Consider the following 21441-nt stretch of genomic DNA (forward strand, 5'->3'; position numbering starts at 1 on the left):
AAGGGTGGGGGGAACGGCGGGAAGCTCGGACAGACCGGTGATCGGGCGCCCGAAAAGCCGTACCGTAGCCCCATGGGCGAGCGAAGCGATCATCCACAGGGGCCGGGCGCGGCGGAGGACTCCGGCGCGCAGGAGATCGAGGCGACGGTGGTGCTGGGCCTGCGGATCTCCGACTGGCCGGCGTTGCGTGCGGCCGCGATCGCGGCCGTGGAGGAGCTGGACTTCGACGGCATCGACCCGGCCGGCCAGCGCCGCGAACTGCTGCGCGAGGTGGCCGAGGACGCCAACGCGGCACTCGGCGCGCTGCTCCACCCGGACCGGCTGGTGGCCGCGATCCCGGGTGTCGAGGCGATCGGCGGCACGCTGGAGATCAGCGTCACCGAGGACTTCGCGCCGGACTTCGCCGAGTTGTTCCCGCTGGACGGCGGCGAGGACGAGGACGGCGGCGGCGGAACCGGTGACTGGACCCTCACCCCGCGCACCGCCTGTCTGCTCCACGCCCAGCTGCTCGGCCTGGCCGACGCCGCCTATGACGACCTGGAGGAGCACGAGGACGAGCCGGTCACCGACGGCGATGAGGCGGACTGGACTGTCTTCGGCCGGCTGCCGCAGCGCACCTGGCGTCTGCACCGGGCCTGGCGCCGCACGATGGCCCGCTCCTTCGACGACCTCGCCGACGACCTCGCGCTCGGCGAATGGCCGCTGCCACGCTGCCTGGCCGAGGAGATCGCGCTGCGGATGGCCCTGGTGGACGCCCGCGCGCTGCTCGGTGCGCAGCCCGAGTCGGTCGCCGACATGATGGGCGACCTTCCGGCCGACCTCTACGACTACGACTGGGACGGCTGCCACGACGAGCTGTTCGGCGTCTTCGGGCCGGACGACGGCGATCCGGAGCTGACCGCCGAGCAGCGCACCGAGCTGCTGCTCGCGGCCACCCACCCGGAGGGCTGGTTCCTGGTGTACGAGGACGCGGAGGAGCGGGACCCGCAGCGCGGCTACCGGCGCTGACGGCGGGCGGCCGGAGGGCGTGGCGGCCGGGCGACCTGTCGGCTGTGTGACCTGCCGGCTGGGCGACCTGGCGACCTGCCGGCCGGCCGTTGGCGGTGGGCGGCGTCCCGGTGCAGCGCGGGCGACAAGGCCGGCGGCTAGGCTGCGAGCATGTCCGATATGTCCGATGTTGATGTGTCCGGCGGCGAGCTGGAGGCGGGCGACGATCCGGCACTGGCCCGGATCGCGCTGGGCCTCGACGGCGTCCAGGCCGCGCAGCGCGGGCGGACGGCGCAGGCTCGGGAGAGCTTCGAGCGGCTGTGGGAGGCGCTCGGCGAACGTGACGTGTTCCACCGCTGCGTGCTCGCCCACTACCTGGCCGACCTGCAGGACGACCCGCGCGCCGAGCTGGAGTGGGACCGGCGGGCGCTGGCCGCCGCCGACTCGCTGACCGCCGAGCAGGCCCAGACCTACGAGCCCGCCCTCCAGGTCCGCGCTTTCTATCCGTCACTGCACCTCAATCTGGCCTCCGACCACCTCAAGCTCGGCGAGCCCGACCAGGCGCGCGAGCAGTTGGAGCGCGCCGTAGGGAGCCTGGACGCGCTGCCCGAGGACGTCTACAGCGCCGGCATCCGGTCGGCCGTCGACGAACTGCGGCAACGTCTGCGCTGAGGCACTCGGGCGGCGAGGCGCCGAGGTGCCCCGCCGAGGCGTCGAGGTGCCCCGCCGAGGCGTCGAGCTGCCCCGCCGAGGCGTTGAGCTGCCGACGTTCCGACGTTCCGACGTTCCGACGTTCCGAGGTTCCGAGGTGTCGACATGGCGACGTGGCGACCTGCCGACGTGCCGGGGTGTCGATGCGGCCAGGTGTCGACGTGGCGAGGCTTTCGCCGGGCTGTCCGGTGGCGCCTGTGCCGGATGTTCCAGGGGGGTGGGCGGGGGCGGTTGTTCACCGTTTTTGTTCAATGGCCGAGCCCCGAACCCGAACAACCCCGGTGCGCTACACCTGGAGCGCTGCACCGACCGGCGATGGGGAGAGTTCGGCAGATGACGACGCTGTGCATCGGAAACAACCGCACCGAGGAGATGGTCGGGGACCTCACCGGGATGACGCCGCTGGAGCGGCTCTTCGCCGGGTGCGGGGCCCAGCGGATGCTCTGGTTCGCGGAGGACCACGACGTCCTGGTGCTGCCCTGGGCGCCGGACCCGGCGTACCTCGCGTACGTCACCGGACTGACCGGCACCCGGGCGGAGAGCCTGACCGTGGTGGTGCCGCCCTCGGGCGGCGAGGGCGACGACATCCTCACCCCGGACCGGTTGGCCGACCCGGGTTTCCGTGAGGAGCTGCGCCGGGCGCTCGCCGGGCGACGAGTGGACAAGGTGCTGGCGATCTCGCCGAACGCCGCCGTGGCCGACCTCGCCGTGGCGCTCGGCGCCGAACACGCTCTGCCGGGGCACGCGTTCGCCGCGCAGGGCGGCAACGCGCTGGTCAACAGCAAGGCGGTGTTCCGGGCCCTGGCCGCCGGCGCCGGGGTGCCCGTCCCGCCGGGGACGGTCGCCACCTCGCCGCAGCAGGTGGAGGCGGCGGTCAACGGCCTGCTGGAGCAGGGCCACAGCGTGATGATGAAGGTCGAGTACCAGGCCGGCGGCTTCGGCAACGAGATCCTCAGCCGGGACGAGCAGGTCACCCCCGCCGGCGCGCAGCGGGCCGTGTCGCTGGCGGACCGGGCTGCGGTCGCCTCGTACGTCGCGGAGCGCTGGGAGTGGCTGACCGGAGGTCGCAGCCAACGCGTCGTCGTGGAACGGTACTTCACCGATGCAGTGCCGCTGTACGCGGAGTTCGCGATCGGCGGGCACGGCTCGGTACTGTCGGGCTGCGGGGAGATGGTGATGGACCCGGTGGTGGTCGGCGAGATCACCCCGCCGGTCACCCCGGACGCCGGCACGCTGGCCGAACTCGTCGACCTGGCGGCCAGGCTGTGCGAGTCGCTTCGGGTGCTCGGCTACCGCGGCACGCTCAGCGCGGACGCCTTCCTCACGCCCAAGGGCGAGCTGTACTTCAGCGAGACCAACGGGCGGCTGACCGGTTCGACGCACCTGCACGACGCGCTGTTCGCGCGCCTGGTCGGTGCCGAACACCGCACCGCCCGGGTGATCCTGGAGCTGGCCGGCCTGCATGTGCCGTCCTTCCCGGAGGCCGTCGCGGCGGTCGAGCGGGCCGGACTGGCCTTCGATCCGGCGACGCGCACCGGCGTGGTGTTCAGTGCCGACTTCGGCCCCGCCGACGGCTCGGTGATGTACTGCGTGATCGCCGAGGACGCGGCGGCGGCCAGGGCGGCGGAAGGCCGACTGCTCGGACTCTTCGCGCAGTGACCGGCGGGGCTGCTGTCGGGCCGCCGGTGATGCGGGCGGCGGTGATCCACCGCTACGGCGGGCCGGAGGAGTTCCGGACGGAGACCGTGCCCGAACCGGGAGCCGGGCCCGGCCGGGTACTGATCGACGTCGCCCTGGCCGGCCTCAACTACGCCGACCTGCACTGCCGCGCGGGCGAGTACCAGCGCTACCCGCTGCCCGCCGTGCTCGGCGCGGACGTGGTCGGCCGGCGGCGCGGCGACCGTAGGCGGGTCGCCGCCCTCCTTCGCACGGGTGGCGGATACGCCCAAGTGGCCTGCGCCGAAGAGGCGTTCACGGTGGAGGTGCCGGACGGCGTCAGTGACGAGCAGGCGTTGGCGCTGCTGGAGCAGGGGGCCACGGCCTACGGCGCGCTGACCCTGCTCGGGCGGCTGCGGCCGGGCGAGCGGGTGGCGGTGACGGCGGCGGCCGGCGGGGTCGGGCACCTGGCGGTGCAGCTGGCCCGGGAGCTGGGCGCGGGGCGGGTCGTGGGCCTGGCCTCGACGGCGACCAAGCGGGAGTTCGTCCGCTCGCTCGGTGCGGACGCCGCACTCGATCCGGCCGACCCGCAGTTGGCCGCCCGGCTGGGCGAGTCGGGGGGAGTGGACCTCTTCGTGGACTCGGTCGGCGGCGCGGTGCTGCGCTCCGGCCTGGCCGCGCTGGCGCCGTTCGGCCGGCTGCTCTGCGTCGGGGCCCGCGGCGGCCCGGAGGAGTCCTTCTCGGTGGCCGAGTTGGCGGACGGTTCGGCCGGCGTGCTCGGCTTCTGGCTGCAGCACCTGCTGGACGACCGGACGCTGTTCGCCGGCGTCGCCGAGAACCTGTTCCGGCTGGCGCGGGAGCGGCGGCTGGTCGCGCGGATCGACCGGGTCGTCCCGCTCGACGGCGTGGCCGGCGCGCACCGGGCGATGGGCGGGCGCGAGACGATGGGCAAGGTGCTGGTGGACGTCCGGCGGGAGTACCGCGACGGGGTGACGGCACAGAACCCGCAGCGGTACCCGGTACCCGGTAGCCGGTCATAGGTGGCAGGTGGCAGGTGGCAGGCGGCAGTGAACGGCCGGCAGCTGACGGGCGGTGAGATCCGTCGGCTGCCGGCCGTCATGCGCCGGCCGTCGTTCGCCGGCCGTTCGGCGTCGTCTCAGTAGCCCGTGACCTCGTCCAGGCCATGGCCGCGCAGCGGGACCAGGAAGCTGCGCTCGAAGACCACCACCACCTCGCCGGTGGACTTGGTCCCGGTGGTGCGGCAGCTGACGATGCCCTGCCCGGTGCGGCTCTTCGAGAGCCGCTTCGCCAGCGTCTCGGTCTCCGCGTAGAGGGTGTCCCCGGTGAACACCGGATGGGTCATCCGGATGTTCTCCCAGCCCAGGTTGGCGATGGTCCGCCCGCTGGTGGAGCGGGCGGTCATGCCGCCGACGATGCTGAGCGTCACCAGGCTGGAGACGATCGGCCGCCCCCAGGGCGTGTGCTCGCTGTACGCGGCGTCGATGTGCAGCGGGGCGTCGTTCATGCTGAGCATGCTCATCAGCACGTTGTCCAACTCGGTCACCGTCCGCCCGGGGCGGTGCTCGATCACGTCGCCGACCGTGAACTCCTCGTAGTAGCGGCCGACCACCTCGCGGTAGCGCCGCTCGCCGATCAGCCGGTAGCCGGCCGGCTCGGGTTCGTCCATGATGCGGTGCTCCCAAGTGTCAGAGGTCGGAGGTCAGTTCCTTGACGTGGCCGGCGAACTCGGTGATCAGGCGTTCGTCCATGTCGGAGCGCAGCATCAGCCGCAGGCCGGCCTCGCCCTTGGGGACGATCGGGAAGAACACCGCCGAGCTGTAGAAGCCGCGCTCGAAGAGCTGGGCGGAGAGCTTGACCGCGCGCTCGGCGTCACCGACGTCGACCCGGCGCACCGGCAGGCCGTTGCCGGCGAAGGTGGTCGGCAGCAGCTCGTCGAAGAGGTCGATGTTGTGGTTCAACCTGGCCTGGAGTTCGGCGAGTTCGGGTGACCGGTGGATGGCGGCGCTGCCCAGCGAGGCGCCGACCAGCGGCAGTGCGACGTTCTGCGACCAGCCGACCGGCCCGGCATGCCGGTGCAGGAACTCGAACTGCTCCCGGTTGCCGAGCATCGCGATGCCGCCGCCGGTGCCGAAGCCCTTGCCGAGGCTGGCGGCGATGACGGTCAGCGGGTTCATCTCCAGCCGGGAGCGGACGAATCCCTCGCCGCGCTCACCCATGATGGAGAGCGAGTGCGAGTCGTCGATGTAGAGGAACAGGCCGTAGCGGTCCTGGAGTTCGAGCAGGCCGTCGAGGGCCGCCGCGCCGCCCATCGAGTACGCGCCGTCGGCCACGTAGGCGACCCGCGGGTACTTGCGGCAGATGTCCTCGAGGTAGTTCAGGTCGTTGTGCGGGCAGTTGAGCACCAGCGACTCGTCCGCGCAGATCGGCTTCACGTAGGCCATGCAGAAGTGGCAGAACCGGTCGAAGACCATCACCCGGGGCCCGCCGCCGGTGCCGTCGCAGGTGCCGTCGAGGTGGCCGGAGGCGATCAGCGGCAGGATGCCGGCGGTCAGCGCGGTGCAGGAGGCACCCGGCAGGATGTGCGCGCCGAACAGCTCGCCCAGCTCCTCCTCCAGCTGGACCAGCAGGTTGTGCCGGATCCGGGTGGTGGAGGTGACCAGCCAGGTGCTCCGGGACTCGGTGAGCGCGTCCACCGCACCGGCCGCGACCTGCGGGTGGTTGTTCAGGCCCAGGTACGCGCAGGAGACCATGTTGGCGAACTCGTGGCCGGTCTCCCGGACGATCAGCCGGTTGTTGGACTCCGAGTCCACCTTGATGCCGATCAGGCCGTTGGCACCCGCCGCCTGCCAGACCGGGTCGGCGGTGGCGAGCATCTTTTCGGCGTTGCGGTACCGGCGTGGGCCCTGGATCGATTCGGCTGCTGCGGTCATGGTCGCTTCTCCCTGATATCGGTCGGTGCGATCGGTGCGGTTGGCGCGGCTGCTGCGGGGAGCCCGGGCGGTGCGGCCAGGATGGGTGACACGGGCGTTGCGGGTGGTACGGGTGGTACGGGCGGCTCCGGTGAGGCGAACTGCTCGATCAGGCGCTGGGAGGCCTCGAAGAACGGCATGCCGACCATCACCCCGTCCACGACGGTGACCGAGCGGCCGTTCTCCCGCCCCGCCTCCACCACCCGGCGGGCCCGCTCCAGCAGTTGCTCGTCCGGGCTGAACGCCTCGTTGATCAGCGGGAGCTGGCGCGGGTGGACGGCGATCTTGCCGCTGAAGCCCAAGTCCCTGGCGAGGGCGGCCTCCCGGCGCAGTCCGTCGATGTCGGCGACCTCGAAGAACGGCGCGTCCATCGCCTCCACCCCGGCGGCGCGGGCGCTGTTGACGACCCGGCCGCGGGCGTGCGCCAGCGCCTCCCAGGAGAGCCGGGCGCCCACCGCGAAGGCGTAGTCGGCGGAGCCGAAGACCAGCCCGCGGAGCCGGTGTCCGGCCGCCGCGACGGCGGGCGCGTGCTCGATCCCGAGCGGCGTCTCCACAACGGCGAGGAACTCCGTCTCCGGGCAGTCCGGCCCGAGCGCACCGGCCGCGATCTCGATGTCGCGGGGGGACTCCGCCATCGGGATCAGGACGATGTCCGGCTTCACGCGGTAGCGCGTGATGGCGATCAGATCGCGCAAACCATCCGGGCCGGAGAGAGAGTTGATACGGACCGCGCTCCGGGCGAGTTTGCTGGACGGCAGGGCGAAGAACTCCTCGGCGAGCCGGCGGGCCTCCTCCTTTCGTGCGGGCGGGACCGAGTCCTCCAGATCGACCATGGCGATATCGGCCCCGGACTGGTGGCTCTTGGCGTACCGCTCCACCGCCATCGCGGGTGTGGACAGCAGGGAACGGCAGTACCGCGTGAACTTCATGGAAATCTCCGAAGTCAGCGAAGTCTGCGGCTCCCGGTTCTATCCCACCGGCTTTGTTCGGCGCCGTGCGGCTGGACATTGAACATCAACTCGGAACAACCGGCCCGAAGGTCCCATTGTTTGACGCCAACTGTCCTGCGCATGATGAATCTTGGGGGATGCGCGTGAAGGTCACCACTTCAACGGAGAAGGGGACTGCTGTGCCGCGTCGGGAGAGTCCACTGGACCAGGGGGACGGACCGCTGCTGCGGTTCGCCGGCGACCTACGGGCGCTCAGGGAACGCGCCGGGACACCGCCCTACCGCCAACTCGCCGTCCGGGCGCACTGTTCGGCCGCCAGCCTCTCCGTGGCCGCCGGAGGGCGCAGGCTGCCCAGCCTCGCCGTCACCCTCGCGTACGTGCAGGCGTGCGGCGGCGACGTCCGCGAGTGGCAGCACCGCTGGCAGCTGCTCGCCGCCGAACTGGCCGCCGACACCGCCGCCCGGCGCCGGGTCCAGGACGCCGGACGCGCCCCCTACCCGGGTGCGGCGGCGTACGAGGCGGCGGATGCGGAGCGGTTCTTCGGGCGCGAGGCGCTGTTGGACCAGCTCGTCGGACTGCTGGGCGAGCGGCGGCTGGTGCTGGTCACCGGGCCGTCCGGAGTGGGCAAGTCCTCGCTGGTCAGGGCCGGGCTGCTGGCCCGGATCGGGGGCCTGGGCGGAGCCGGGGGCCCGGGCGGAGGTGATGGCACCGGTGGCTGCGCGGGGCCTCGCGGTGCGACGGGCCATCGCGGCGGGGCCGGTGCGGGGAGGCCGGGATCCGGCGCGGCGCCGGTGGCGCTGCTCACCCCCGGCGAACGGCCGATGGAGGCGTACGGGCCCGCGATCGCCCGGCTCGGGCAGCGAGTCGGGCAGGCCCGGGGCGTGCGAGCCGGCCTGGACGCCGCCGGGTGCGAGGGGTACGAGCGGGCACGGGGCGGCGATCCGGTCCTGGTGGTGGACCAGGGCGAGGAGCTGTGGACGCGGTGCGGGGACGCCGGCGAGCGCACGCGCTTCCTGGACGCCCTGGTGGCGGCCGCCGAAGGTACGGCCCGCGGCGTCGGGGGCGGGGAGGGCTTCCGGTGCAGGGTGGTCCTGGTGGTCCGGTCCGACCGGAGTGCCGCGCTGCGGGCCGAGCACCCAGGCCTGGCCGCCGCCTGCCACGACGCCGTGCTGACCGTGGGCGCACCCGCGCCGGACGAGCTGCGCCGGGCGATCACCGAGCCGGCACTGCGGGCCGGTTGCACCGTCGAGGGCGCGCTGCTCGCGGTCCTGATCTCCGCCGTGGCGCAACAGCCCGGCGCGCTGCCGCTGTTGTCTTCGGCCCTGCTGGAGACGTGGCGGCGGCGCAGCGGCAACGCGCTCACCCTGGCCGGGTTCCAGGCCACCGGCGGGTTCGAGGGGGCGCTCGCGCGGACCGCCGAGGCGCTGTTCGACGGGCTGGGCGCGGCCGACCGGGAACGGTCCCGGGCGGTGTTCCTGCGACTCGGCGGTGAACCCGCCCCGGGAGCCGGCGGCGAGGGTGCGCGAAAGCCGGTCGGGCGCGGCGAGTTCGATGACCCCGGAGTGCCCGCGATGCTCGAACGGCTGGTCCGGGCCCGGCTGGTGGTACTGGACCGGGACACCGTGGAGCTGTCCCACCACGCGCTGCCGCAGGCCTGGCCCAGGCTTCGCGACTGGCTGGCCGAAGGCCGGGAGGAGCGCGGCGAGCAGCGGCGGCTCACCGTGGCCGCGCGGAGCTGGGCGGCAGCCGACCGTGACCCCGAACTGCTCTACCGCGGCGCCCGCCTGGACCAGGTGCGCCGGCGGATGGCGTCCGGTGAGCTGGCCTCGGGCGGGGTCGAGCGGGCGTTCCTGGCGGCGGCGCTTCGTGCGGCCGCCGCCGACCGCCGCCGGGCCCGGCGGCAGAGCCTGGCGCTGGCCGGGGTGGCGGCGGCCGGCGGGGCGCTGCTGACACTGGCGGGCGGGCACCGGATCCGGCGCGCATGGCGGCTTTGATCGGCCTCGGGGAAAAGGGAGTTGAACAACGGCGTCGTTGATCGGCGGGCCGATCGGCCGGCGCCGGGAATGTCGATCACCTGCTTGCGCGGCCGTCGGGCGGCCGGGTAGCTTGGCGATCGATCCCGGCGCAGGCAACCTGTGAATTCTCCTGCCCGGCCGGGGATTTCCCGTCCATCGTGACCGGCCGGCGCCGCTGCGGTGGTTTACCGATGTTCGAGGCCGTTCCGCCGCCGGAGCGGCGTTTTTCGGTAGCCGTTTCCTGTGGGTGTTCGCGCTGTGCTCTGCTGTGCCTTGCCGTGCCCTGCCGTGTCCGATGTTCCCTCGTTTCTCGCCGCTTCTTGCCGTTCGTCGCCGTTACCCGTCGTTCTAGTCGTTCTTGCCGTTCCTCGCGGTTGCTCGCCGGGGGTTGTCGTCCTTCGCCGGTTCCTCCCGCTCTCCGTCGTGCGGGTCGGCTCCCGCAGTCGGGGGCCGACCCGGTGTTCCAGCCGTCCCTACCGATCCCGAATCCGCGTCAAGGGGGAGTCATGTCCAGTTCGGCCAGCCCGGCCCAGCCGGCCCGTCCGGTGCACAGTTGGGACGAGTTCACCACGCTGCGTGAGGTGGTGGTCGGCACCGCGGTGGGCGCACGGCTGCCCGAGCAGTCCGACCCCTCGTCGTGGCTGTCCTGCTTCCCGAAGACCAGCGCCGCCGAGCTCGCCACGGTCCCGGTGGGCGCCTACCCGCAGCAGGTGATCGAGGAGACGGAGGAGGACCTGGACGCGCTGGCCGCCACCCTTCGCGGGCTCGGCGTCACCGTTCGCCGGCCCGAAATCGTGGACCACAGCGCCGAGTTCGCCGCCCCCGAGTGGCGCGCCGACGGCGGCTTCCACTCCTACTGCCCGCGTGACCTCACCCTGGTCGTCGGTGAGACGGTGATCGAGGTGGCGAGCCCGATGCGCCACCGCTACTTCGAGGTGTTCGGCCTGCGTGACCTCTTCCAGGAGTATCTGCGAGGCGGGGCACGGTGGCTGGCCGCACCGCGTCCGCGACTGGACGACACGCTCTTCGAGTTCGACACCGACGGTCTTCCCCTGCTCGGTGAGGCCGAGCCCGTGTTCGACGCCGCCAACGTGCTGAGGCTCGGCCGCGACGTGTTCTACCAGGTCTCCCGAAGCGGCAACGAACTCGGCCTGAAGTGGCTGGAGTCCACCCTCGGACTGCTCGGCGACCTGCGGCTGCACCCGCTGCGCGACATCTACGGCTACACCCACATCGACAGCACCATCGCTCTGCTGCGGCCGGGCCTGGTGCTGCTCAACCCGGAGCGGATCAGCCCCGAGACGGTGCCCGAGCCCCTGCGCGGCTGGGACATCCTCTGGTGCCCGCCTGCCGAGCCGGCTGCGGACTCGCCCGAGCATGCGCTCAGTGAGAGCTGGATCAGCATGAACCTGTTGATGGTCAGCCCCGACACCGCCATCGTGGAGTCCGGCCAGCAGAGTCTGGTCAAGCAGCTGGAACACGCGGGCATCACCGTCCTTCCGCACCGGCTCCGTCACTCACGGGTGCTCGGCGGGGGCTTCCACTGCGTGACCCTGGACATCCGGCGGGACGGCGGGGCGGAGGACTACCTTTCCTGACGCCTGCCTTTCCTGCCCCTACCGGTGCCGGCCTCGCCGGCCTCCCAGGCTTCCCCGGCTTCCCAGGTAGGCTCGACCGGATCGGTCCTTCCGTTCCTCCCGGCCCCCTGACGATCTCCACCTGGCGTGATCGCGGCGGGGTGGGGGCTGGCATGCTTGACGGGTGACTTCTCCGTTCGACGCCCCCGTCCCTGACCCTGCCCCCGAGGACCGCGACGCCCGGCCGCAGTACGTGCTGCCGCTCCTCGTCCGGCTGGAGCGGGCCACCCCGCCCGGGCGGACCGACGCGCTGGAGACCTCGGCGCGAGCCGTGCTCACCCTGCTGGCCGACCCCCGGGTCACCGAGCCGGACGGCGAGTGGGCGGAGCGGGTCGCGGCCTGGGAGGACGCCCGGATCCGCAAGGTGGTCCGGCGGGCGCGGGGCGGCGAGTGGCGCCGGGCCGGCGAGCTGCCGGGGATCACGGTGAGCGGGCGCGAGGCGGAGGTGCGGGTGTTCCCGCCGATCCCGCTCGACGGCTGGCCCAAGGACCTCGTCAAGCTGCAGGTCTCCGGCACCGACCTCGAGGAGACCGGCCCGGTCGGCGCTCCCGAGCCCGGCGTGCCCGTGCTCTGGCTCAACCCCGAGCTGGAGATGAGCGCCGGGAAGACCATGGCCCAGACCGGTCATGCCGCCCAGCTGGCGTGGTGGCGGCTGGACGACGCGCAGCGCAAGGAGTGGGCCGAGACCGGCTTCGCGCTGGCGGTTCGCACGGCCGACCCGGCGGCCTGGGCGGAGCTGGTCGCGAGCGGCCTGCCGCTGGTCCAGGACGCGGGCTTCACGGAGATCGCCCCGGGGAGCTGCACCGTGGTGGCGGAGCACCCGGCCCTGCGCGGGTGAGCGGGAAGCGTCGGCGGAGGGCACCGGGCAGAGGGCTCGCCGCCGACGGCTGACCGGGCGCAGACAGCACGCGGGGGACCGCGTGGCGGGCGGCCACCGGGCTTCCGCAAGGGGGGATCCGCCCGGGTTCAGGCCTCGTAGCGGCGTATCGAGCGCAGGCCTCCGTACGCCGCGGCGGCGGCCCAGAGGGTCATGATCAGCAGGCCGGTCCAGTGCCCGTAGTGGACGGTGGGGTCGGGCTGGGTGCGCATCGCGTACAGGCCGGCCCGGTCGGGCAGGAACTGGCCGGCCTCGCGCACTCCGGGGATCGCGGCCAGCACGGTGGTGCCGAGGAAGGCCATCGGAGTGAGCAGGCCGAGTGCGGCGGTGAAGTTGCGCAGCACGGCGGTCAGGCCGAGGCAGAGCACCACCAGCAGCGGGTGGTAGAGCACGCCCGCCAGGAAGCTGCGCCCCATGCCGGGGACGGAGAGGTCCAGGCCGACGGTGGCGGAGACCGCGAGGAACGAGCCGGCCGTGGAGACCAGCCCGAGCAGCAGCCCCAGCCCGGCACCGAGGGCGAGCTTCGCGCCGTAGAGCCGCTCGCGACGGGGCACGGCGGTGAGCGAGGCGCCGATCATGCGGGTGTTGAACTCCTGCCCGATCAGGAGGATGCCGAGGCAGGCGACGGCGACGTGGCCGAACAGCAGGCCGTAGTAGATCCCGCCCGCCTGGTCCTCGCCCGGTGTGTGGTCCGCCTCCCCGTACGCGGCGTTGACCGCGAGGGTGATGCCGACCGTGAGCCCGACGGCGACGAGCGGCACGATCCACTGGGAGCGGAGCGTGGTGAATTTGATCCGCTCGGACCGGAGTACGGCGGTGGCGGTGGTCATCGGTAGTGTCCCTTCCCCGGGCGCCGGAGGGCGCAGGCGGGTGTCGTCGCGGCAGGCGGCGGAGCAGCGTGGTGGCGGAGCGGGTGGTGGCGGAGCGGGTGGTGGCAGAGCGGGGTGTTGGCGGAGCGGCGTGTTGGCGGGGGCGTGGGGCGTGGCGGCGGGGCCGCCCCGGTTCACGCCTCGTAGCGGCGTATCGAGCGCAGGCCTCCGTACGCCGCCGCCCCGGCCCAGAGCGCCATGATCAGCAGGCCGGTCCAGTGCCCGTACGCGGTCTTCGGGTCGTCGGCGTAGTGCAGCGCGTACTGGCCGGCCCGGTCGGGGAGGAACTGGACCACGTCGCGGACGCCCGGCACGCCGCCCAGGAGCGGGGAGAGCAGGAAGACCGTCGGCACCAGCAGGCCCATCGCGGCGGTGAGGTTGCGGAGCAGGGCCGTCAGGCCGAGGCAGAGCACCACCAGCAGCACCGGGTAGAGCACCCCGGCGGTGGCGCTGCGAGCGAAGGCGGGCCCGTCCCAGTCACCGGAGGCGAAGGCGGCGTACCCGGCGAAGGAGCCGGCCGTCGCGAGCAGGCCGACACCGAGGGCGGTCAGTGCGCCGAGGGCGAGCTTCGCGGCGTAGAGCCGCCCGCGCCGGGGGACGGCGGTGAGGGAGACGCCGATCATGCGGGTGTTGAACTCCTGCCCGATCAGCAGGATCCCGAAGCAGGCCAGTGCGGCCTGGCCGAAGTTGAGCCCGTAGTAGATGCCGGTGCCCGGGTCGTCGGTCAGGGTCGGGTCCTCGTTGCCGAGTGCCGCGGCGACGGCGGTGCCGAGGCCGGCCGTGAGCAGGACGGAGAGCAGCGGGGTGAGCCAGAGCGAGCGGAGGGTGGTGAGCTTGATCCACTCGGCCCGCAGGACGTTCCCTCCGAGAGCGGTGGAGGTACTCATGCCGCCACCGCCCGGTACTCGACGCTGTCGGCGGTCATCCGCATGAACGCCTCCTCCAGGGAGTCCTGTTGGACGGCGATCTCGTACAGCACCACGCCGTTGGCCGCCGCCAGTGCGGCGATCTGCTCGGGCTCGGCGCCGGTGATCTCCCAGGCGCCGCCGTCCACCGGTTCGGCCGCCAGGCCGGAGCCGCGGAGCAGCGCGTCGAGCTTGGCGCCGTCCACCGCGCGGACCCGGATCCGGGTGCGGCCGTGCCGGTCGATGAACTCCGAGGTGGCGGCGTCCGCCAGCAGCCGGCCCCGGCCGATCACCACCAGGTGGTCGGCGGTGAGCGCCATCTCCGTCATCAGGTGCGAGGAGACCAGGACCGAGCGGCCTTCGGCGGCGAGGTCGCGCAGCAGCGTGCGGATCCAGCGGATCCCTTCCGGGTCGAGGCCGTTGACCGGCTCGTCCAGCATGAGGACCGGCGGGTCGCCGAGCAGCGCGGCGGCCACGCCGAGGCGCTGGCGCATGCCGAGCGAGAAGCCGCGGATCCGGCGGTCGGCCGCGTCGGCGAGGCCGACCTGGGCGAGCACCTCGTCGACCCGCCGGTCGGGCAGGCCGTTGCTGGCGGCGAGCCAGCGCAGTTGGCCGCGGGCGGTGCGGCCGCCGTGCACGGCGTGGGCGTCGAGCAGCGCGCCGACCTGCCGCAGCGGGTCGGCCAGCCCGGCGTACGGGCGGCCGCCGACCAGGGCGTGGCCGGCGGTGGGCCGGTCCAGGCCGAGGATCAGCCGCATGGTGGTGCTCTTGCCCGCGCCGTTCGGCCCGAGGAAGCCCGTCACCACGCCGGGCCGGACCTCGAAACTGAGGTCGTCGACCACGCGCGTCCCGTCGTACTCCTTGGTGAGGCCCTGAACCTGGATCACGGCTGCCCTCCCTGTCCTGTCGCTGTCGGTCCCGCTGCCGGCGACCCGCTCGTGGGCGGGCCGGGCCGGTCGTGGGCGGTCGTGGGCGGTCCTGGCCTGCGCGCCCGTGGTCGGTGCGGACCGGGGCGGCCCGGGTCTGGATGGTCCGGCCCGGCAGCCGCCCCGGCTGTCGATGGCCCCATTCGACCGGACCGGACCTCCCGGCGGATCCCGCCGGGGAGGGGACTTGACTCCCTCTCGGGAGGGAGAGCCCCGTACTACGCTGACCTGGCAGGATGGCGGGATGCCCCGAATATTCGCGCCCTTGCTGAGCGCCGCCACCTACGCGCGGTGGTTGCACCTGGCCATCGGATGGATCTTCGCCGGGGTCGTCCTGATGGTCTATCCGGGGACGTACGCCTTCGGCCCCGGCGGGATCCTGCTGCGGGCGGTCCCGGTGGACGCGGCGCTGCTGGTGCTCGCCGCCCTGCTCCCGGCGATGCGCCGCGCGGAGGGTGTGCAGGCGCGGCTGCTGTTGATGCCCGAGCGCGAGCAGGACATCGCCGCCGAGCCCGCCCGCAGCTGGGCCGACCGGCGCCGGACGGCGGCCTGGCTGGTCGGACGGGTGGCTCTCGGCTCGCTCGTCGGGATGTTCTCCGTGGTGGTGCCCGCCGCCGCCTTCGACCTGCTGGTCCGTCCCGCGCCGCAGCTGCCGGGCGGCCTCCGGCTCCCCGCCGCGGACGGGCTGCCGTGGTGCCCGCTGCTGGCGCCGGTGGTGCTGTTCGCCCTCGGCTGGCTGGTCGTCTGGGCGGGCCGCCTCCAACTCGCCATGGCTCGGAGGCTGCTGGGGCCGTCCCCGGCCGAGCGGCTGGCCGCCGCCGAGCTGCGGGCCGAACGCCTGCTGGAGCGCAACCTGTTGGCGCGGGAACTTCACGACTCCATCGGCCACGCCCTGACGGTGACGGTCATTCAGGCCGGTGCGGCGCGCGAGGTGGGCGACGGGGCGTTCGTCGCCAAAGCACTCGAAGTCATCGAGGAGACCGGGCGGCAGGCGATGGAGGACCTGGAACGCACCCTCGCCCTGCTCCGGGACACCGGCGAGGCGGCCGACCCCGCCGAGGCCGGTGGCGCCCGCGGCATCGGCGGGGCGCACGGCATCGGTGGGGCGCACGGCATCGGTGGCGCCCGCGGCATCGGCGGGGCGCACGGCACGCCCGGGGCAGGTGACGCCCGCGAGCGGCCCGGCATCGAGCAGCTGCCCGCGCTCCTGGACACCGCGCGCTCGGCCGGCAGCCCGGTCGAGGCGTGGATCGACGTGCCGTCCGGGAGGCTGCCCGGGGTGCTCTCCCGCGAGGGCTACCGCATCGTCCAGGAGGGCGTCACCAACGCCCTCAAGTACGCGCCCGGCGAGCCGATCAGCGTCCGGGTCGCGCTGCGGGACGGTCGGTTGGAGCTGCGCTGCGCCAACGCCCTGGCCGTGGCGGCGCCCGCCCGCGGCACACCGCGCCGGGGCGGCAAGGGACTTCGCGGCATCCGCGAGCGGGCCGTGCTGCTCGGCGGTGAGGCCTCGGCCGGCACGGAGTCCGGTGAGTGGGTGCTGGCCGTGCGGGTGCCCCTACGCTTGGGTGCGTGATGACCGACATTCTGCTGGCCGACGACGAGGAGCTGGTCCGGGCCGGCCTGCGGGCCGTACTGGAGGCGCAGGGCGACCTCCGGGTGGTCGGCGAGGCGGCCGACGGGGCCCAGGCGGTGGCCCTGGCCCGTGAACTGCGGCCGCACGTGGTGCTGATGGACGTCCGCATGCCGGGGATGGACGGTCTGGCGGCCACCCGCGAGCTCGTCCGGGACGGCGCCACGCCCGGCGGATGGTCGCCGAAGATCCTGGTCGTCACCACCTTCGAGATCGACGACTACGTCTACCAGGCCCTGCGCGCGGGCGCCGACGGCTTCCTGCTGAAGCGCTCCCGGCCGGCCGAGATCGCCCACGCCGTCCGGTTGGTCGCGGCGGGCGAGTCGCTGCTCTTCCCCGCCACCATCCGCCGCCTCGCTGCCGGCCAGGGCAACCGGGCGGCCCGGGACGCCATGGCCCGCGCCGCCCTGACCGACCGTGAGGCCGAGGTGCTGCGCCTGGTGGCGCAGGGCCTGACCAACGGCGAGATCGCCGATCAGCTGTTCCTCGGCGTGCAGACGGTGAAGACGCACGTCAGCAGTGTGCTGGCGAAGCTCGGTGCCCGGGACCGGACCCAGGCGGTGATCGCCGCGTACGAGTCCGGATTCGTGGAGCCGGCGCAGTAGTCCTGCGGACCCGGGTGGCCCTGCGGACCCGGGTGGCCCCGTGGGGCGGCGGGCTCAGGCCGGGTACGCGTGCGTCTGGGTCGCCTTGACCGTCGCCCACACGATGGTGCCGGGGGCGAGGTCGAGATCTGCGGCGGCGGCCGGGGTGAGGTCGGCGGCCATCGGGAGGGCCCCGGCCAGGTCGGCGCGGACCTGGTCGCCGTGCAGGTCCAGGCCGGCGACCTCCATCTCCCAGACGTTGCGCGCGCTGGACTGCGGCTTCTCCCGGTGGAGCGTCACGGCGGACGGCGGGAAGGCCACGAAGGCGGGACCGGTCAGCTCCTCGCTGGTGGCCAGTTCGGTGCCGTCCGCCAGCATGACCCGGTGGCCGTCGGCGCTGCCCTGGTACAGGTTGAGGCCGACCAGCCGGGCGATGTAGTCGGTGCGCGGCCGCCGGGCGATCTCGGCGGGGGTGCCGGACTGCACCTCGCGCCCGTTCTCGATCACCACCAGCCGGTCGGCCAGCACCATCGCGTCCAGCGGGTCGTGTGTCACCAGGACCGCCACCGCCTCGAACTCGGCGAGGTGGCGGCGCAGTTGGGAGCGGACGTCGAGCCGGGTGCGGGCGTCCAGGGCGGCCAGCGGCTCGTCGAGCAGAAGGAGCCGGGGCCGGACGGCCAGCGCCCGGGCGAGCGCCACCCGCTGCGCCTGACCGCCGGAGAGCCGGCCGGGGCGGGCGGCGGCGTGCTCGGCCAGGCCCATCCGCTCCAGCCAGCCGGCCGCCTCGGCGCGGGCCTCACGCCTGGGGCGGCCCTGGCAGCGCGGGCCGAAGGCGACGTTGTCGAGCGCGCTGAGGTGCGGGAAGAGCAGGTAGTCCTGGAACACCACGCCGACCGGGCGCTCCTCGGCGGGCGTGTGCAGGCGCTCGGCCGGGTCCTCCAGGACGCGGCCGTCCAGCCGCAGGTGGCCGCCGGTGAGCGGGAGCAGCCCGGCGAGTGCGCGCAGGGCGGTGGACTTGCCGGCGCCGTTCGGGCCGAGCAGGGCGACCACCTCGCCGGGGGCGGCGGTGAGTGCGAGGTCGAGGCGGAAGGCGGCGCGGTCCACCCGCAGCCGGGCGTCGAGGGCGGGGGCGGCGTCAGTCACGATGTGGGTGTCCAGGGGGCAGCGTGGTCGAGTGGGGCCCGGCGCGGAGGGCGGAGGGGGAGTCCGGCGGGTCGGACCTCCCGCTCCTGCGGTGGTGGCGCAGGCCGCGACGGCGAGAACGGCGGCAGCGTCGACGGCGGCGACACCGGCACCGGCGGGGCGAACTGTGGCGACACCGGCGCCGACAGGGCGGACGGCAGCGACACCGGCACCGGCGGGGCGGACGGCGGCAGCGGCCGCAGGGCGCTCACGGGGCGGGCATCCAGCGTTCGCGCAGGCCGACCAGTACGGCGACCGAGACCACCAGCAGCACGAGCGAGAGGGCGATCGCCGCCTCCGGATCGGACTCCATGGCCAGGTAGACGGCGAGCGGCATGGTCTGCGTCCGGCCGGGGAAGTTGCCCGCGAACGTGATCGTCGCGCCGAACTCACCGAGCGCGCGGGCCCAGGCCAGGACGGCGCCAGCGGCGATGCCGGGCGCGATCAGCGGCAGGGTGACCCGGCGGAAGGCGGTCAGCCGGGAGGCGCCCAGGGTGGCGGCCGCCTCCTCGTAGCGCGGGTCGGCGGCCCGCAGCGCGCCCTCCACACTGATCACCAGGAACGGCATCGCCACGAACGCCTCGGCGATGATCACACCGGTGGTGGTGAACGGCAGGGTGATGCCGAAGGCGGAGTCCAGCCAGGAGCCGACGATGCCGCGCCGGCCGAGCACCAGCAGCAGTGCCACACCGCCGACCACCGGCGGCAGCACCAGCGGCAGCGTGACCAGCGCCCGGACGAGCCGCCGGCCCGGCAGATCGGTGCGCGCCAGCAGCCAGGCCAGCGGCACTCCGAGCACCAGCGACACCGCCGTGGCCGCTGTGGCACAGACCAGCGAGAGGCGCAGGGCTTCCCACACCTCGGTGCTGGTGAGCTGGTCGGAGAGGCTGCTCCAGGGCGCCCGGACCAGCAGCCCGACCACCGGCAGGACGAGGAACGCCAGCCCGAGCAGCGCCGGGAGCAGCAGCACGACCGGGACGCGGTTCGCGCGCCGCCGCCGGGGCGGCCGGTCCGCTGCCGGGGCGGCCACCCCGGCAGCGGACCGGTCGGTGCGACGGCTCACGGTGTCTGGAACCCGGCCGCGGTCAGGACCTGCTGGGCCTCGGGCGACTGGATGTAGGCGACGAAGGCGGCGGCGCCGTCCTTGTTGGGTGCCTTGGCCAGCGCGGCGATCGGGTAGTCGTTCACGGCCTTGCCGGCCTCGGGGAAGTCCACGCCGTCGATCTTCGCAGTATCGGCCTTCACGTCGGTCTTGTAGACCAGCGACGCGTCGACCTCGCCGAGCTCGACCTTGGTCAGTGCGCCCTTGACGTCCTGCTCCAGGGTGACCGGGGTGAGGTCGACGCCGGCGGCCTTGAGCGCCGTCAGGGCGGCGGCCCCGCACGGCACCTCCTTCGCGCACAGCGCGACCTTGGCACCCGGGGCGGCGAGGTCCTTCAGCGCCGCGACGTGCTTGGGGTTGCCCTTGGGGACGGCGATGGTGAGCGTGTTCCTGACGAAGGTCTTGGGCGCGCCGGTGGCGCCGCCCGCGTCGGTGACCGTCTTCATGGTGGCCGGGCTGGCGGCGGCGAAGACATCGGCCGGGGCACCGGAGTTGATGCTGCTGGCGAGGGCGGAGCTGCCGCCGAAGTTGAACGTCACCTTGGCGCCGGGGTTGGCGGCCTCGAACTTCTTGCCGAGGTCGGCGAAGCTCTCCTTGAGCGAGGCCGCGGCGAAGACGGTGATGCCGCCGGTGGCCTTCGGCGCGCTGCTGCTGCCGGTGGAGGCGCTCGTGGACGCGCTGCCCGTGGAGGCGTCCGAGGCCTTGGTGTCGCCGTCGCTGCCGCATGCGGTGACCCCGAGGCTGAGAGCGAGGGCCGCGGCGGCGGCGACGGCGAGTCTGCGGGTGCGGGAGGTGCGGGTGCTCATGGGTGTTTCCCCTCCTGGGGGCGCCGGAAGGGGCGCGGGGATGCAGCCGCAGCTGCGGCCTTTACGGCGATCATAGTGCCGCAAATACCAGCTGAAAATCGTCTGTCGCATTGCACAGGCAAGGACCGCCGCTGATCACTGCGCGGCTGTCGGAAGGCTCAAACCGAGTGGGCACCGCTGCGCCGGCGGGCCCCGGATTCCACCCCGGACCGCCGGAGGAATCCCCGGAAAACCCTCCGGCAACCCTGGAGAACCCTTCCGGCAACTGCTCCGGCAACCCCTCCGGAAACCCTGGAGAACCCCTGGGGAAAACCGTTCGCGCACGGGTGCCCCGACAGGCCAGAGTGGTCACCGTCCGTACCCGCGCAGGTCGTCCGGCCGACTCGCACGCACGACCTGTCCGTACGGCCTGCCGCACCCGGTTCGCACGGGGTGTGGCAGGTCCGCACGCGGTACGGCACCTGGTACGCACCGCCGGCCGACCGGCCGAGCCAAGGGGAGGAGCACACCCATGTCCACACTGCGCGTCACCGCCGAGCGGCTGACCATCCTGGCCCATCCCAACGCGGACGCCCTCGAACTCGCCCAGGTCGGCCTCTACCGTGCCGTGGTCGCCAAGGGCGCCTACCGCACCGGCGACCACGCCGTCTACATCCCCGAGCAGGCCGTGCTGCCCGCCGAGCTGATCGAGGAGCTGGGCCTGACCGGGCGGCTCGCCGGGAGCAAGGCCGACCGGGTCAAGGCGGTCCGGCTGCGCGGCGAGCTGTCGCAGGGCATCGTCTGCCGGCCCGGCGCGCTGGCCGGCACCGACCTGGCCGCCGCCGCCGAGAGCGGCGAGGACTTCGCCGACGTCCTGGGCGTCACCAAGTGGCAGCCGCCGATCCCGACCTCGATGAACGGCGACGTGGTCCGCGCGCCCGACCTGCTGCCCTGGGTGGACATCGAGAACCTCAAGCGCTTCCCCGGCATCTTCGAGCCCGGCGAGCCGGTCGTGCTGACCGAGAAGCTGCACGGCAGCTGCTGTCTGGTCACCTACCACGCCGAAACCGGCGAGGTGCAGGTCTCCTCCAAGGGCATCGGTGCCCAGGGGCTGGCCCTGGCCGAGGACGAGCGCAACCTCTACTGGCGGGCGGTGCGCGCGCACCGCATACCGGAGGTGGCCGCCCGGCTGGCGGAGCGGCTCGGGGCCGAGCGGGTCGGCATCTTCGGCGAGGTCTTCGGCGCCGGCGTGCAGGACCTCACCTACGGCGAGTCCGGCCGCACCGAGCTGCCCGGCTATGCCGCGTTCGACGTGTCGGCCGTGGTGGCGGGGCAGCTGCGCTGGCTGCCGGCCGCCGAACTGCTGGACGGTGAGCTGCCGGTGGTGCCCGAGCTGTGGCGCGGGCCGTTCGACCCGGACACCGCGCTGGCGTTCGCCCAGGGGCGGGAGACCGTCTCCGGGCGCGGACTGCACCTGCGCGAGGGCGTGGTGATCCGGCCCGTGACGGAGCGCTGGAGCCCGGTGGTGGGCGGGCGGGCGATCGCCAAGGTGGTCAGCGACGCCTACCTGACCCGCAAGGGCGGCACCGAGTACGAGTGACCGGGCCGCTTCCGGCGCGGGCCGGGTGGCCGCGG

19 protein-coding genes are annotated in these 21441 nt (G+C 73.7%); 10 read left to right on the top strand and 9 right to left on the bottom strand.

Annotation, left to right across the window (positions count from 1 at the left end):
- Positions 1–72 precede the first annotated feature (72 nt).
- The 4 genes from ACZ3YO_RS06445 (at position 73) to ACZ3YO_RS06460 (ending at position 4394) form a co-directional block, all read left to right on the top strand.
- Entirely contained in the window at positions 73–1008 is a 936-nt protein-coding gene (locus ACZ3YO_RS06445) for a hypothetical protein (RefSeq protein ID WP_396319840.1), read from the top strand.
- Positions 1009–1167: 159 nt separating this feature from the next.
- Positions 1168–1659 carry a hypothetical protein gene (locus ACZ3YO_RS06450; RefSeq protein ID WP_465565587.1) on the top strand — a complete coding sequence of 164 codons (492 nt, stop codon included), beginning with the start codon at positions 1168–1170 and terminating at the stop codon, positions 1657–1659.
- Positions 1660–2031: 372 nt separating this feature from the next.
- A complete protein-coding gene (locus ACZ3YO_RS06455) occupies positions 2032–3357 on the top strand; it encodes a preATP grasp domain-containing protein (protein WP_465565590.1) in 1326 nt (441 codons plus the stop codon).
- Positions 3354–4394 (top strand): quinone oxidoreductase family protein, encoded by a 1041-nt coding sequence (locus tag ACZ3YO_RS06460; protein ID WP_465565592.1) that lies wholly within the window; start codon positions 3354–3356, stop codon positions 4392–4394. The genes ACZ3YO_RS06455 and ACZ3YO_RS06460 overlap by 4 nt, the downstream gene beginning before the upstream one ends.
- A 116-nt stretch (positions 4395–4510) precedes the next feature.
- Here ACZ3YO_RS06460 and ACZ3YO_RS06465 read toward each other — a convergent pair whose 3' ends face one another.
- From ACZ3YO_RS06465 to ACZ3YO_RS06475, 3 genes are read right to left on the bottom strand one after another with little or no spacing between them, the layout of a single operon-like run.
- Positions 4511–5041 carry a MaoC family dehydratase gene (locus ACZ3YO_RS06465; RefSeq protein ID WP_396319844.1) on the bottom strand — a complete coding sequence of 177 codons (531 nt, stop codon included), beginning with the start codon at positions 5039–5041 and terminating at the stop codon, positions 4511–4513.
- A gap of 19 nt (positions 5042–5060) precedes the next feature.
- Positions 5061–6305 (bottom strand): aminotransferase class I/II-fold pyridoxal phosphate-dependent enzyme, encoded by a 1245-nt coding sequence (locus tag ACZ3YO_RS06470; protein ID WP_465565594.1) that lies wholly within the window; start codon positions 6303–6305, stop codon positions 5061–5063.
- Positions 6302–7273, bottom strand: coding sequence for an HpcH/HpaI aldolase/citrate lyase family protein (locus tag ACZ3YO_RS06475; protein ID WP_465565596.1), 972 nt, complete (start codon positions 7271–7273; stop codon positions 6302–6304). The genes ACZ3YO_RS06470 and ACZ3YO_RS06475 overlap by 4 nt, the downstream gene beginning before the upstream one ends.
- 200 nt (positions 7274–7473) lie before the next feature.
- On the opposite strand from ACZ3YO_RS06475, the gene ACZ3YO_RS06480 reads away from it, so the two are divergent.
- The 3 genes from ACZ3YO_RS06480 to ACZ3YO_RS06490 all read left to right on the top strand — a co-directional run bounded on the left by ACZ3YO_RS06480 (position 7474) and on the right by ACZ3YO_RS06490 (position 11784).
- A complete protein-coding gene (locus ACZ3YO_RS06480) occupies positions 7474–9288 on the top strand; it encodes an ATP-binding protein (RefSeq protein WP_465565599.1) in 1815 nt (604 codons plus the stop codon).
- A 527-nt stretch (positions 9289–9815) separates the two neighbouring features.
- The gene (locus ACZ3YO_RS06485; protein WP_465565602.1) at positions 9816–10907 is read left to right on the top strand and encodes an inosamine-phosphate amidinotransferase 1; all 1092 of its coding nucleotides are present in this window, start codon (positions 9816–9818) and stop codon (positions 10905–10907) included.
- Positions 10908–11070: 163 nt separating this feature from the next.
- A complete protein-coding gene (locus tag ACZ3YO_RS06490) occupies positions 11071–11784 on the top strand; it encodes an aminoacyl-tRNA hydrolase (RefSeq protein ID WP_465565605.1) in 714 nt (237 codons plus the stop codon).
- A 128-nt stretch (positions 11785–11912) separates the two neighbouring features.
- Here the strand turns inward: ACZ3YO_RS06490 and ACZ3YO_RS06495 are convergent, their stop codons facing one another.
- The 3 genes from ACZ3YO_RS06495 to ACZ3YO_RS06505 all read right to left on the bottom strand — a co-directional run bounded on the left by ACZ3YO_RS06495 (position 11913) and on the right by ACZ3YO_RS06505 (position 14484).
- The gene (locus ACZ3YO_RS06495; RefSeq protein ID WP_465565608.1) at positions 11913–12653 is read right to left on the bottom strand and encodes a hypothetical protein; all 741 of its coding nucleotides are present in this window, start codon (positions 12651–12653) and stop codon (positions 11913–11915) included.
- Positions 12654–12826: 173 nt separating this feature from the next.
- Positions 12827–13579: a hypothetical protein gene (locus ACZ3YO_RS06500; protein WP_465565610.1), complete on the bottom strand. Its 753-nt coding sequence runs from the start codon at positions 13577–13579 to the stop codon at positions 12827–12829.
- Positions 13576–14484 (bottom strand): ABC transporter ATP-binding protein, encoded by a 909-nt coding sequence (locus tag ACZ3YO_RS06505; protein WP_465565613.1) that lies wholly within the window; start codon positions 14482–14484, stop codon positions 13576–13578. The genes ACZ3YO_RS06500 and ACZ3YO_RS06505 overlap by 4 nt, the downstream gene beginning before the upstream one ends.
- Positions 14485–14767: 283 nt before the next feature.
- On the opposite strand from ACZ3YO_RS06505, the gene ACZ3YO_RS06510 reads away from it, so the two are divergent.
- Positions 14768–16096, top strand: coding sequence for a sensor histidine kinase (locus ACZ3YO_RS06510; protein WP_465565616.1), 1329 nt, complete (start codon positions 14768–14770; stop codon positions 16094–16096).
- Positions 16096–16758: a response regulator transcription factor gene (locus ACZ3YO_RS06515; protein WP_465566277.1), complete on the top strand. Its 663-nt coding sequence runs from the start codon at positions 16096–16098 to the stop codon at positions 16756–16758. Before ACZ3YO_RS06510 ends, ACZ3YO_RS06515 begins: the two co-directional genes overlap by 1 nt.
- Positions 16759–16812: 54 nt before the next feature.
- On the opposite strand, the gene ACZ3YO_RS06520 is transcribed toward ACZ3YO_RS06515, so the two are convergent.
- The 3 genes from ACZ3YO_RS06520 to modA all read right to left on the bottom strand — a co-directional run bounded on the left by ACZ3YO_RS06520 (position 16813) and on the right by modA (position 19827).
- Complete coding sequence (locus ACZ3YO_RS06520) at positions 16813–17880, bottom strand: ABC transporter ATP-binding protein (protein ID WP_465565619.1); 1068 nt, start codon at positions 17878–17880, stop codon at positions 16813–16815.
- A 247-nt stretch (positions 17881–18127) separates the two neighbouring features.
- Positions 18128–18982 (bottom strand): ABC transporter permease, encoded by an 855-nt coding sequence (locus ACZ3YO_RS06525; RefSeq protein ID WP_465565622.1) that lies wholly within the window; start codon positions 18980–18982, stop codon positions 18128–18130.
- Entirely contained in the window at positions 18979–19827 is an 849-nt protein-coding gene (modA, locus tag ACZ3YO_RS06530) for a molybdate ABC transporter substrate-binding protein (RefSeq protein WP_465565625.1), read from the bottom strand. Before modA ends, ACZ3YO_RS06525 begins: the two co-directional genes overlap by 4 nt.
- Positions 19828–20338: 511 nt before the next feature.
- Here modA and ACZ3YO_RS06535 point away from each other — a divergent pair.
- Positions 20339–21406, top strand: a complete 1068-nt coding sequence (locus ACZ3YO_RS06535; protein WP_465565628.1) for an RNA ligase (ATP) — start codon at positions 20339–20341, stop codon at positions 21404–21406.
- The last annotated feature ends 35 nt before the right edge of the window (positions 21407–21441 follow it).

This window comes from Kitasatospora sp. NPDC022785 (assembly GCF_055561295.1).

Bases quoted from the DNA above. Each gene is read 5' to 3' on its own strand.
- ACZ3YO_RS06485 (WP_465565602.1), top strand. From the start codon at position 9,816: ATGTCCAGTTCGGCCAGCCCGGCCCAGCCGGCCCGTCCGGTGCACAGT.
- ACZ3YO_RS06475 (WP_465565596.1), bottom strand. From the start codon at position 7,273: ATGAAGTTCACGCGGTACTGCCGTTCCCTGCTGTCCACACCCGCGATG.
- ACZ3YO_RS06450 (WP_465565587.1), top strand. From the start codon at position 1,168: ATGTCCGATGTTGATGTGTCCGGCGGCGAGCTGGAGGCGGGCGACGAT.
- ACZ3YO_RS06445 (WP_396319840.1), top strand. From the start codon at position 73: ATGGGCGAGCGAAGCGATCATCCACAGGGGCCGGGCGCGGCGGAGGAC.
- ACZ3YO_RS06465 (WP_396319844.1), bottom strand. From the start codon at position 5,041: ATGGACGAACCCGAGCCGGCCGGCTACCGGCTGATCGGCGAGCGGCGC.
- modA (WP_465565625.1), bottom strand. From the start codon at position 19,827: ATGAGCACCCGCACCTCCCGCACCCGCAGACTCGCCGTCGCCGCCGCC.
- ACZ3YO_RS06500 (WP_465565610.1), bottom strand. From the start codon at position 13,579: ATGAGTACCTCCACCGCTCTCGGAGGGAACGTCCTGCGGGCCGAGTGG.
- ACZ3YO_RS06515 (WP_465566277.1), top strand. From the start codon at position 16,096: ATGACCGACATTCTGCTGGCCGACGACGAGGAGCTGGTCCGGGCCGGC.
- ACZ3YO_RS06470 (WP_465565594.1), bottom strand. From the start codon at position 6,305: ATGACCGCAGCAGCCGAATCGATCCAGGGCCCACGCCGGTACCGCAAC.
- ACZ3YO_RS06495 (WP_465565608.1), bottom strand. From the start codon at position 12,653: ATGACCACCGCCACCGCCGTACTCCGGTCCGAGCGGATCAAATTCACC.
- ACZ3YO_RS06535 (WP_465565628.1), top strand. From the start codon at position 20,339: ATGTCCACACTGCGCGTCACCGCCGAGCGGCTGACCATCCTGGCCCAT.
- ACZ3YO_RS06455 (WP_465565590.1), top strand. From the start codon at position 2,032: ATGACGACGCTGTGCATCGGAAACAACCGCACCGAGGAGATGGTCGGG.
- ACZ3YO_RS06510 (WP_465565616.1), top strand. From the start codon at position 14,768: ATGCCCCGAATATTCGCGCCCTTGCTGAGCGCCGCCACCTACGCGCGG.